Origin of the sequence: Bradyrhizobium sp. LHD-71, from assembly GCF_031157255.1 — a bacterium.
Lineage (GTDB): Bacteria > Pseudomonadota > Alphaproteobacteria > Rhizobiales > Xanthobacteraceae > P52-10.
Genome location: NZ_JAVIFX010000028.1, coordinates 26146 through 38189 on the forward strand (window position 1 = coordinate 26146; position 12044 = coordinate 38189).

Sequence of the window (12044 nt, forward strand, 5' to 3'; positions counted from 1 at the left end):
GTTCGCGACTTCGTCGCGCCCCGGAATGACGAAACTGAGGATAATCACTTCCCCTCCCGCTGCTTCATGCGCGGATCGAGGGCGTCGCGGGCGGCATCGCCAATCAGATTGATGCTGAGGATGGCAATCGAGAGCAGCAGGCCCGGGTAGAAGATCAGCGACGGCTTGATCTGGAAGTACTGCCGGCCCTCGGCCATGATGTTGCCCCAGGTCGGCGTCTCTGGCGAAATGCCGGCGCCGAGGAAGGACAGGATGGCTTCGGTCAGGATCGCGGAGGCGCAGATATAGGTGCCCTGGACGATCAGCGGCGCGACCGTGTTCGGCATCAGATGCCGCCACATGATCTTCGGCAAGGACGAGCCGACCGAGATCGCGGCTTCGACATAAGGCTCCTCTCGCGCCGACAACACCACCGAGCGCACCAGGCGCGCCACGCGCGGGATCTCGGGGATCGTGATCGCGATCAGCACGGTCCAGAGGCTGGCGCCGGACAGCGAGACCACGGCGATCGCGAGCAGGATGCTCGGCATGGCCATCAGACCGTCCATGACGCGCATCAGCACGGCATCGACCAATTTGAAGAAGCCGGAGACGAGACCGATCGCGAGCCCGATGGCGATCGACAGGATCGCCGCGCCGATGCCGATCAGCAGCGAGATGCGGCCGCCATAGATTACGCGCGACAACACGTCGCGGCCGTAGGCGTCGGTGCCGAGCAGGTACTGCGCCGAGGACGGCTTGAGCCGCTGCGACGGCGCGAGCTGGATCGGATCATACGGCGCGATCAGCGGCGCCAGGATCGAGATCAGCACGATCAGCGCGAGCAGGACCGTGGCGCTCGCGATGATCGGCGTCGAGGTGAGGAATCCGAAGCGCGGCCGCAGCGGCGACGTGATCGGAATGGACGACTGGGGAAGGCTATCGACGGACATTCTTGTTGTTACCCTTGCCTCAGTACCGGATCCGGGGATCGAGCAGCGTGTAGGCGACGTCGATCAGCAGGTTGACGATGACATAGATCAGCGACGTCAGCAGGATCATCGCCTGGATCACCGGGTAGTCGCGCGCCAGCACCGCATCCACGGTGAGGCGGCCGATGCCGGGAATGTTGAACACGCTCTCGGTGACGACCACGCCGGAGATCAGCAGCGCAAACCCGGTACCGATCACGGTGATCACGGGCACCGCTGCATTGCGTAGAGCATGCCGCATCATCACCGCGACCTCGTTGATGCCCTTGGCGCGGGCGGTGCGGACGTAATCTTCGCCGAGCACGTCGAGCATCGCCGCGCGTGTCATGCGTGCGATCAGAGCGATGTAGATGAAGGAGAGCGCGCAGGTCGGCAGGATGATGCGTTCGAAGAACGGCCCGAAGCCGTTGAAGATGCTGCGGAAGCCCTGCACCGGCACCCAGCGCAGTTCGATCGCAAAGACCTGGATCAAGAGGTAGCCGACCACGAAGACCGGAACGGAGAAGCCGAGCACCGACAGGCCCATGACGAAGCGGTCGATCCAGGTGCCGTGCTTCCAGGCCGCGATCACCCCCAGGGGGACGGCGACGATCACGGCGAGGATGATGGTGGCCAGCGCGAGCGAGATCGACGGCTCGACACGCTGGCTGATCATCTTCATGACCGGCAGGTTGGAGATCAGCGAGGTCCCGAGGTCCCCGTGCAGCAGCTTGTTCACCCAGGTGACGAACTGCACGATCAGGGGCTCGTTGAGGCCGAGTGAGGTGCGGATGCGCTCCAGCCGTTCCGGCGTCGCATTGTCGCCGGCGAGGATGGCGGCGGGATCGCCGGGGGTGAGGCGGAGCAGCAGGAAGACGAACAGCGCGACGACGCCCATCACGGGCACCGCGGCGAAGATTCGGCGAACGAGATATCCGAGCAAGTTGGATCCGTCAGATTAGAGTCAAATTGGGCAGGGTCTTCGACAAGCCTGCCATCAGCCTAACATTTCAGCAATTCCTGTGCCATCCGGGCCGGGAGCCCCAATGGTCGTCCTGCCCGGGCTTGACCCAGCATCCACGTCTTTCTTCCCGCTCGGGCAAAGGCGTGGATGGCCGGGTCAGGCCCGGCCATGACGGGGTATCGCCTTGATCACTCCAGCGTCGCCAGCAATCCCGCCATCAGTCGGCCGCGTTCGACCAGGCTTTCGACCTCGATATACTCCTCTAACGTGTGGCCATTGCCGCCACGCACGCCCAGGCCGTCGAGCGTCGGGATCCCCATGGCCCCGGTGAAATTGCCGTCGGAGCCGCCGCCGGCGCTCGCATGCGGCAATTCGGCGCCGAGCGACTTGGCAATGCTTCGGGCCTTTTCGTACAGCGCCATGGTGCCCGCGTCCGGTTCCCAGACCGGCCGCGTCACACCGCGGGTCACTTTGAAGGTGACGTCGTTGGTCGTGCCCGACAACGCCAGCATTCGCTCGACGCCGCGATCGAGATCGGCCTGGCGCTTGGCCATCGACAGCGCTTCGCCTGTGGCGGTCGTGGCAACGCAGTTGACCCATTGTCCGCCATGCACGACGCCGACCGAGAAGGTGCAGTCGTCCGTGGTCATCGCGTCGATCGCGAGGATCTGCCGGGCCATCTCGCGGATCGCCGAGCGTCCCGCCGACAGCGTTGCGCCGGCATGGCTCGGCCGTCCCGTCGCCTCGAGGTTGAACCGTGCGATGGCGTAACGTCCAGTGGTGACGCCGTTGTCGGCGCGACCGGGCTCGGGCACCAACACGTATTTGTTGCGTGCGGCCTCGGCCTCGATGATGTCGCGGGTCGAGGGCGTGCCGACTTCCTCATCCGGCGTGAACAGCACGGTGATCGGCAGCGGCGTGGTGAAGGCGGCGCGCGCCAGCTGCCGGATCGCTTCGAGCGACAGGTAATTACCGCCCTTCATGTCGTAGATGCCGGGGCCGTAGCACTTGTTGCCCTCGCGCCGCCATTTCAGCTTCTCGATGGTGCCGACCGGGTGGACGGTATCCATGTGTCCTGCGATCAGGATGCCAGGCTCGCCCTGCTTGGGATGGGGAAAGCGCGCGCGGATCACGCCGCCGAAGCCTTGGCGCCCGGCGATGCGTTCGATCGTCGCACCCATGATGGCCATATCCCGCGCTGCGATATCGAGCATGCGGTTCACGGCATCGGCGTCCCAGGTCGGGCTCTCGCATTCCACCCAGCCGCGCAGGCCCTGGAGCATCGCCTCGGAATCGAAGGGAAGATTGGCTGGATTCATCTCAATGTCTCTCAAGCTTCGCAAGGTGGAACGCGCATTGCATCGGCGCGGGCAGGACGAGCGGAGAGAGTTGTAGAGCTAAACCGATCCTTGTGGAGCCCGTGCGCACGCCGCGAGGGCTTGCAGCGAAACCGGATTGACGCGCTCGGCACTGTCTGCAAGTCTTGAAAAGATAAAGGCATTGCATGAGGTTAGTTCGCCCAAAGAACGAACCGGATGCTCAACCAATAATCTGCCTTTGAACAGTTTCACGTCAGGAGAAACTTTCCATGTTCAACTTCTTGCGCCGGGGGCCTCGCGCGTTCGCCTCCAAACTTGCGCTGTCGGTCGTCGCGCTGTCCACGGCGATGGCCTCGCCGGTGTTTGCCGCCGGCAAGACCATCACGGCGGTGTTGCATTCGGATTTGCGCATCATCGATCCGATCTTCACCACGGCCTACATCACGCGTGACCATGGTTACATGGTTTACGACACGCTGGTCGCCACCGATTCGAATTTCAAGGTCCAGCCGCAGATGGCGGACTGGAAGATCTCCGACGACAAGCTCACCTACACCTTCACGCTGCGCGACGGCCTGAAGTGGCATGACGGTGCGCCTGTGACGGCGGAAGACTGCGTCGCCTCGCTCAAGCGCTGGGCCGCGGTCGACGGCATGGGCCAGAAGCTGATGGACTTCACCGCGAGCATCGAGGCGACCGACGCCAAGACCATCACGTTGAAGCTGAAGGAGCCCTACGGCCTCGTGCTGGACTCCATCGGAAAGCCCTCGTCGCGCGTCGCCTTCATGATGCCCAAGCGTCTTGCCGAGACGCCGGCGGACAAGCAGATTCCGGAGCAGATCGGCTCGGGCCCCTTCAAGTTCGTGGCGTCAGAATTCCAGCCGGGCGTGAAGGCGGTCTACGTCAAGAACACCGATTACGTGCCGCGCAAGGAGCCTGCGAGTTGGACCTCGGGCGGCAAGGTGGTGAAGGTCGATCGCGTCGAGTGGATCACGATGCCGGACTCGCAGACTGCGGTGAACGCCTTGCAGTCGGGCGACATCGACTTCATGGAGAATCTGCCGTTCGACATGCTGCCGGTGCTGGAAGCGAACAAGGAGCTCAAGATCGAGACCCTGAACAAGTTCGGCTTTCAGACGCTCGGCCGGATGAACTTCCTGCATCCACCGTTCGACAACGTGAAGGTGCGCCGTGCCGCCTTGCTGGCGATCAACCAGAAGGACGTGCTCGACGCGCTGGTCGGCAACGCGAAGTACCAGAAGATCTGCGGTGCATTCTTCGTATGCGACACGCCGCTCGCGACCGATGTGGGCTCCGAGACCCTGGTGAAGGGCAACGGCATGGCGGAGGCCAAGAAGGCCCTTGCCGAGTCCGGCTATGACGGCACGCCGATCGTGATCATGGCGCCCGGCGACGTCACGACACTGAAGGCGCAGCCGATCGTTGCGGCCCAGCTGCTGCGCGAGGCGGGTTTCAAGGTCGACCTGCAGGCGACCGACTGGCAGACGGTGGTGAGCCGCCGCGCCAGCCAGAAACCGCCGAAGGAAGGCGGCTGGAACATGTTCTTCACCAACTGGGTCGCGGCCGACGTCTCCAACCCGATCGCCAATCTCTCGATCGGCGGCCAGGGCAAGAAGGGCTGGTTCGGCTGGGCGGAAGACGCCAAGATCGAGCAGCTCAAGGACGCCTTCGTGCGCACGTCCTCGCTCGACGAGCAGAAGAAGATCGCCGCCGACATCCAGAAGCAGGCCTATGAGCAGGTGATCTACATTCCGCTGGGGCAGTATCTGCTGCCGAGCGGCTGGCGCAAATCGCTGACCGGCGTGCTCGACGGCCCCGCGACGCCGGTGTTCTGGAACATCGACAAGACGGAGTAGGCGGAAGGGCCCCTCGCGCCCTTCATGTTCATCGTTACGCGGCGCCGCTGTCCTCAGCGGCGCCGTTTTCGTTTGTCTGTCCTCGGCCGGTCGGGATGGTGGACGCCTTTAACTCTTCCAGTTTCCAAGCATTGCCATTTGCTTCTCTGTTGAAATAGATGTGGCGTCCTTTCGCTTCTCTTTCCTTATTTGATTCCCGTGTCGATCGACTTTGCATTCCAGGCGATGGCCGAAAGGTCGGATCGCGCGCCGGCACAATGGCGGCGGCCTTTCCTGCGTTGGCTCGATGGTGTCGAGGCCGGCTGGGCGGTGCCGCTTCTCATCGGCTGCTTCGTCGCGATCTGGACACTCTATCTGGTCGTCGCCTATGCCGGCGGCGGCCTCCACCCTGATACGCTCGAGGCCTGGACGCTGGGCCGGAATTTCGAGTGGGGCTATCACAAGCATCCGCCGTTGAGCGGCTGGGTCGTCGCCGCTTGGACCGCGATCTTCCCGTCCACCGACTGGTCGCTGCAATTGATGGCAATGGCCAATGCCGGGCTTGCGCTGGTGTTCGTCGATCGTATCGCGCGGCAATTCGTGACTGGGCACAAGCGCGTGCTAGTGCTTTTGCTGCTGATGCTGACGCCGGCCTATCAATTCCATGCCCAGCGCTTCAATGCCAATGCAGTGCTGCTCGCGACCTGGCCGCTGGCAACCTGGTGCTTCCTCCGCGCCTTCGAGACGCGCGCCGCATCTTGGGCCGCCGCGGCGGGATGCACCATGGCGCTGGCAATGCTGGGCAAATATTATTCGATCTTTCTCGTGGCGAGTTTCGCATTTGCGGCGCTGGCCCACCCGGCACGGCGCGCCTACTTCACCTCGGCTTCGCCCTGGATCTCGACCGTCGTCGGGCTCGCGGCGCTGTCACCACACATCCATTGGCTCGCAACGACGGGAGCATCGACCTTCGTCTACGCACTGGTGCACGCAGGCAGCTATGCCGCGATGTCCCTCGGCGAGGCGAAGAACTTCGTGCTCGGGCTCGCGGCGGCGATGAGCGTTCCGGCCGTGCTCTGGATGTTCATCGCCGGGACGCGGCTGCAGCAGTTTCCGGCCGACTTCGCCGCCATGAGTCCGGGATTGCGGCTTTTGTTCTACGTCACGATCGGCACGATCATGCTGCCGGTCTCGACGTCGCTGGTGATGGGCACAGATCTGCCCTCGCTATGGGCGTTGCAGGGGCTGTTCCTGTTCCCCGTTCTCGTGGTCTGCGGCGCGAGCTACCCGATCGAGCGCTTCTATACGGTCAATCTCACCGTGATCACGGCAGGCGTCGCGCTCGCCGCCGTGCTGGTCGCTGCGCCGATCCACGCCGCCTACCGCAACGGTCACGGCTACGAGGAAGGGCGCGAATTTTATGCAGAGGCGGCCAGCAAATTGACACGCGAATGGCGCGAGCTGACGGACAAGCCGCTCGGCATCGTGAGCGGCGATGATCCGCTGGCCTTTGCCATGGCCTTCTATGGTTCCGACCATCCGCATCATGAACGGGCATTCGACTATCAACGCAGCCTGGGCTCGTTGCAGCGGTCGCTGGACCGGGGTTGGGCAGCACTCTGCTTCCGGGGCCAGGATTATTGCAATCGATGGATGCACTGGGTGTCGGCGCGCGCCGGATACGTCGTCAGGCGGGAGTTCACCGTGCAAGCGTCGCTGGCAGGCAGGCCCGGTGTGACCCGGCAGGTGATTGTCCTGATAGCGCCGCCGCGGCTTACCGAGGCGGTTCCCGAGAGCGTAGCCGATGATTTCAGCGCCAGCCGGCGGACGCTGGACTAACTTGTGTCAGCAATGGCTGTCGCGCAGCCGCTCGAGCCCCTCGCTCGCGAAAGGCCGCGTAAATGCCGTCTGTCCCACCGGCTCGGAATGCTCCGTCTGCTGCGGTTCCGCGTCGCGATTGTCGTTGTGGTGGTCCAGTTCCATACCGCGGCCTTTCGATTTGCTGCAGTACAACATCGAGCCGGCGCGCTGGTTCCTTAGGCGATCGGGCGATGATGCGGCCTGAACAGCCGCCCCTTCTCCACCACCAGCACGATCGCGAGCGCGGCGAGCGTGGACAGGAAGAACCCGACCGAGAACGGCAGCAGCGTGCCGTCGAAGCTCTGGCCGATCGCCATGCCGACCACGATCCCGATCAGCGTCGTGATCGAGCCGTAGAGCGAGGAGGCGGTGCCGGCGATATGGCCCTGCGGCTCCATGGCGAGCGCGGTGAAGTTGGCGACCATCATGCCGAACGAGAACATCATCAGGGCGGAGAGCACCATGAACAGGGACAGCGGCAGCACGCCGAGGATTTCGGTCAGCAGCATGACGCCGGCGACCGCGGTGTAAAGCGTCAGGGCCCCGTGCGAGATCACGCGCATGCCGAGCCGCCCGACCAGCCTCGCGTTGAGGAAGCCCGCGATGGCAACGCCTGCGGCGATCGCCGCAAAGGCCAGGGGGAAATAATGGCCAAGATGGTAGATGCCGGTGAAGACCTGCTGCGCCGAGAACACAAAGGCGAACAACGCGCCCATGACACTCCCCGCGGCAATCGCGTAACCGATGGTCTGTCGGTGGGTCACGGTCTGCCGGAAAGCCGCGAGCACGTCGCCAAGCGCCAGCGAGCGGCGCTCGGACTCGGGCAGGGTTTCCGGCAGGCGCAGCACGCTCCATGCGAGCGCGAGCAGACCGTACAGCGTCAGCACGACAAAGATGCCGCGCCATTGCGATACCAGAAGCACTGCCTGTCCGAAGGACGGGGCGACTACCGGCACTGCGATGAACACCATCATCGCGAGCGACATCACGCTCGCCATGCGGCGGCCGACATAGCAGTCGCGGACGATCGAGGTCGCGATCACCCGCGTCGCCGCGGTGCCAAAACCCTGCAGCGCCCGAGCCAACAGCAGCGTTTCGAACGTGGGGGCTGCAATCGCGAGCAGGCTCGCGACAGCATAGACCGTCATGCCGCCGAGCAAGACGGGACGGCGGCCGAACCGGTCCGACAATGGGCCCATGATGAACTGCCCCGCGCCGAAGCCGATCAGGAAGGTCGACAGCACCAGCTGGAGATGGTTGGCGACAGGAATCTTGAAGGCGGTGCCGATATTGGGCAGCGCCGGCAGCATCATGTCCATCGCAAGCGGGTTCAGCGCCATGATGGACGCGATCACGATGACGAATTCGGGAAAACCCATGGGACGGTGCCCGGAGGACACCCAATCGTCGGCATTGACGTCGGACAAGGAAGCTCACCTTTGAAATCGAGGGCTTTATCCCTTCCAATGCTGCATCGCACAACCCCCGTTTCGGGATGGCTGTCAGGCGGGGGCAGGGCGAACAAGAATTGGTGTGATATCACCGCTCCTTGCCGGCCAGCGCCCGCAACTCGGGCAATTGCCCCGGCTGGAAACGAGTGATTCACCATCCTTCCCAAAGATCGGCGGCCGGTGCGGCCTTTCCGACCGGGCAGGATGAAACCGAAACGCATCCTGTTCACAGTATGGCTGAGACGATGAGGCGCCGCACCGGCCCGGAAAACCAAGCCAAACAGGGTATTCGCCAGTGTCCGACATGACTGATGCTGCACGATGGCTGGCACCTTCGGCCGGTACGGCCGCGCGGCGGAACGTCTGGCTTGCCTGCCTGATCGCACTGACGGCGCTGCTGGTGCTCGGCAATCTCGCCAACGACGCCACGCTCGACCTGAAATATGGCTGGGACACCCGCGTCAATTGCGCAGCGGTCGAGGCGCATGCCGAGGGCCGGGATCCCTACTTCGTCAAGAACCTGAAGGGCACCAAGCTCTCTTATCCCTATCTGCCGGTGACGCTGGACGTCTTCCGCCCCCTCTGCGCCGGCGGCGCTCTGGTCGAGCATTACAGAGGCATCTTTGTCGTCCTCGCCGTGCTCTGTGGACTGATCTTGCCCGGCCTTGGCCGAGCGCCTTCGAGCGCGCGCGATGTTGCACTCCGGGTGCTCTGCGCGCTCGGCGCGTTCGTCGGTTTCGAATGGGTGGTGGCATCTGGGAATTTTGCGATCCTGAGCGGTTTGCTGACCGCGATCGCGCTGAAGCTCTTGCTTCGGCCGCCTCCATCGGACGCCTCAAAGGATCAGGGTTTCTCGTGGCGCCTCGCCGGCGCCGCGCTGCTCGGCCTCGTCACCTCGTTCAAGCTGGTGTTCTTCCCGGTGCTCGCGGCGCTCTATTTCCTGCCGCTGCCGCGCGGCCGCAAGCTGGCTTTGATCGCAGTGGCGGCCTTCAGCTTTGGCGTCCCGATCCTGTTATCGAAGCTGCTGTATCCTGACCTGTTCGCAAGCTGGCAGCTGGCGATGGCGGGGCAGATCCCCGGCCAGCATGTTGTCGATCTCCTCGAGGCCAATCCGTCGTTGCTGCTGCTGGTGCTGAGCGTCATGGACCATGCCAGGATCGGTGGCGGCAAGCCCGCGCTGTTCGCGGCCTATGCGCTCGCAGCACTCGCGCTCGTGCTGGTGCCGTTCGCCCTGTCCGTCCTGCGCGCGGTCGGCAGCCGGCCGGAGGGGGAAGGGGGATCGCTTCCGATGCGCCTCGACCGCTGGCTGATGGATCATCCCCGCGTCGCCATGCGGATCACGGTGCTGGCGATGTTCGCGCTCTACCTCAGCTCGCCGCGCCTCAAGGAATATGCCTTCTTCGAGCTCGCGCTCTATGCCGCGATCCTCGTGGTCGACCTGCCGGCCATGGCGCTCGCCGCGTTTCTCAGCGTCGGCCTCGCCTTTCCGTCTCTGATCTCGCTTCTCGGGGCGCCATTCGAAGGCAGCTTCATCCTCCTCGTCGTCGCGCTGGTCTGCTTCTGGATCGTGCTGCTCGATTTTCGCGCGGAGCCCAAGCGCCTCGAGCAGGATTAGTTGGTTCAGGCGAGGATAGCCTTCGCCTGCTAAGCTGCTTGTTCCGACAAATAAGCCGCGTAAGCCAGCTTGAGACCCTCCTTGAGCGGCGTTCGCGCCTGCCATCCCAGCTCGGCAATCCGACTCGTATCGAGCAGCTTGCGCGGCGAGCCGTCGGGACGCGACGTGTCGAAGACGATCTCGCCGCGATAGCCGACGGTGTCCGCGATCTGGCGGGCAAGTTCACCGATGGTGACCTCCTCGCCGGTGCCGATGTTGACGAGCTCGGAGCTCGAATAAGTCTTGATCAGGCGCACGCAAGCATCCGCCATGTCGTCAACGTATAGAAATTCACGCTTCGGTGCACCCGTCCCCCAGACGGCCACGCGTGCTGCGCCGGATAGCTTGGCTTCGTGAAAGCGGCGTATCAAGCCGGCCATCACATGGCTGTGCTCGGGATGGTAGTTGTCACCGGGGCCATAGAGATTGGTTGGCATGACGCTGATGAAATCAGAGCCGTATTGGCTTCGATAAGCCTCCACCATCTTGAGGCCGGCGATCTTCGCTATCGCATAGGGCTCATTCGTCGGCTCGAGCGGGCCGGTCAGTACCGAATCTTCGCGCATCGGTTGGGCGGCGAGCCTCGGATAGATGCAGGAGGAGCCCAGGAACATGAGCTTTTCCGTGGCGTTCAGATGCGCGGCATGAACGATGTTCGCGGCAATGGCGATGTTGTCGTAGATGAATTCGGCGCGCAGAGTATTGTTGGCAACGATTCCGCCGACCTTGGCCGCGGCCAGAAATATCACCTGGGGGCGCGCTTTGGAGAACCAGGCGAAGACCGCCGATTGGTCCCGCAGATCGAGCTCCTTTCGCTCGATGGTCAACAGTCGAACATCTTCCTGCTCGAGCCGGCGGACAAGCGCGCCGCCGACCATTCCCCGGTGGCCAGCGACAAAAACGCTCTTTCCCTTCAACTCAAACGGCACGTTCGCCATCGGCGTTCCCTCGCTGACGTCTAGACCACCTCGGGCGAGCGAGTCAGGATCTTTGACCAGCCCACCGGTCGATGGTCAAATATTCGCATAGATGCTGTTCTTGATCATGACGAACCCCTTCAGGAGTTCCTGGATGCCATCATCCAGCGAAACATTGGGGCGATATCCGGTCTTCTCGACCTTCGCGTTGGAGACGATGTAGTTGCGCTGGTCGGGGTCGCGGCCTACCTCGGCATCCACAAAACAAAACTCAGGGACGAATTTCTGGATGTGTTCGCAGAGTTCCTTCTTGGATACGTTCGCGTCTGAAAGGCCAACATTGAAGATCTGGCCCTTCATGTTCTCGAAGTTTTCAAGCCCGTGCTCGAAGACCCGTGCGACGTCGCGGACATGAATATAGTTGCGCTTGAAATGTCCCTCGAAGAGGACGACAAAACGGTCGTTTGCCGCGCGGTAGACGAAGTCGTTGACCAGCAGGTCGAGACGCATGCGGGGGGACATTCCGAACACGGTCGCCAGCCGGAAGCTGATGACGTTCGGATGCTCCATCAGCTCTTTTTCAACGGCCACCTTGTCGATTGCATACTGCGAGATCGGCCGGAGCGGAGAGTCTTCCGTGCAATAGTTGTTCTCGTCGCCGGAGCCATAGGCGCTGTTCGTGGTCGGCATGATGATCCGCTGATTGCGGGACACATGCTTCAACATCATCGTTATGGCGTCGTGATTGGTCGTCTTGGCTCCAATGGGATCCCGGCTGCACAGCGGAGCTCCGACCAATGCCGCGAGAGGAAAAATGACGTCGGCCTTCTTCAGGAGCGGCAGCGTGGTCTGTTCGCTGCGGATGTCACCCCGAACCACGCTGAAGCCTTCGTGATGGCAGCACTGGTTGAGACTGGACTGCTTGAACATGAAATTGTCCAGCACGGTCACTTTGTGGCCAGCGTCCAACAGTCGGGGAACCAGGGTTGATCCGATATAACCGGCGCCGCCAGTCACGAGAATGTTGTAGCTCATATTGGGGGGCTTCCCTTGTTCTGAATGGCCTGAGTTCG

General features: G+C 63.1%; 9 protein-coding genes. 3 read left to right on the forward strand and 6 right to left on the reverse strand.

The window, feature by feature from the left end:
* Nucleotides 1–44 precede the first annotated feature (44 nt).
* From RCO31_RS26570 to RCO31_RS26580, 3 genes are all read right to left on the reverse strand, one after another.
* Entirely contained in the window at nucleotides 45–932 is an 888-nt protein-coding gene (locus tag RCO31_RS26570) for an ABC transporter permease (protein ID WP_145640586.1), read from the reverse strand.
* A gap of 19 nt (nucleotides 933–951) precedes the next feature.
* Nucleotides 952–1893, reverse strand: coding sequence for an ABC transporter permease (locus RCO31_RS26575; RefSeq protein ID WP_167520704.1), 942 nt, complete (start codon nucleotides 1891–1893; stop codon nucleotides 952–954).
* Between the two features lie 209 nt (nucleotides 1894–2102).
* Entirely contained in the window at nucleotides 2103–3233 is a 1131-nt protein-coding gene (locus tag RCO31_RS26580) for a M20/M25/M40 family metallo-hydrolase (RefSeq protein WP_145640589.1), read from the reverse strand.
* 269 nt (nucleotides 3234–3502) lie between these two features.
* Here RCO31_RS26580 and RCO31_RS26585 point away from each other — a divergent pair, with 269 nt between their 5' ends.
* Nucleotides 3503–5110: an ABC transporter substrate-binding protein gene (locus RCO31_RS26585; protein WP_145640592.1), complete on the forward strand. Its 1608-nt coding sequence runs from the start codon at nucleotides 3503–3505 to the stop codon at nucleotides 5108–5110.
* Nucleotides 5111–5335: 225 nt separating this feature from the next.
* Nucleotides 5336–6928, forward strand: coding sequence for a glycosyltransferase family 39 protein (locus tag RCO31_RS26590; RefSeq protein ID WP_145640595.1), 1593 nt, complete (start codon nucleotides 5336–5338; stop codon nucleotides 6926–6928).
* A gap of 197 nt (nucleotides 6929–7125) precedes the next feature.
* On the opposite strand, the gene RCO31_RS26595 is transcribed toward RCO31_RS26590, so the two are convergent.
* The gene (locus tag RCO31_RS26595) at nucleotides 7126–8376 is read right to left on the reverse strand and encodes a multidrug effflux MFS transporter (RefSeq protein ID WP_145640599.1); all 1251 of its coding nucleotides are present in this window, start codon (nucleotides 8374–8376) and stop codon (nucleotides 7126–7128) included.
* A gap of 328 nt (nucleotides 8377–8704) precedes the next feature.
* On the opposite strand from RCO31_RS26595, the gene RCO31_RS26600 reads away from it, so the two are divergent.
* The gene (locus tag RCO31_RS26600) at nucleotides 8705–10015 is read left to right on the forward strand and encodes a hypothetical protein (RefSeq protein ID WP_231088683.1); all 1311 of its coding nucleotides are present in this window, start codon (nucleotides 8705–8707) and stop codon (nucleotides 10013–10015) included.
* Between the two features lie 29 nt (nucleotides 10016–10044).
* On the opposite strand, the gene RCO31_RS26605 is transcribed toward RCO31_RS26600, so the two are convergent.
* Both RCO31_RS26605 and RCO31_RS26610 read right to left on the reverse strand, forming a co-directional pair.
* Complete coding sequence (locus RCO31_RS26605; RefSeq protein ID WP_145640604.1) at nucleotides 10045–10992, reverse strand: GDP-L-fucose synthase; 948 nt, start codon at nucleotides 10990–10992, stop codon at nucleotides 10045–10047.
* Between the two features lie 75 nt (nucleotides 10993–11067).
* On the reverse strand, nucleotides 11068–12006 hold the full coding sequence (locus RCO31_RS26610) for an NAD(P)-dependent oxidoreductase (RefSeq protein ID WP_145640606.1): 939 nt from the start codon (nucleotides 12004–12006) through the stop codon (nucleotides 11068–11070).
* Nucleotides 12007–12044 lie beyond the last annotated feature (38 nt).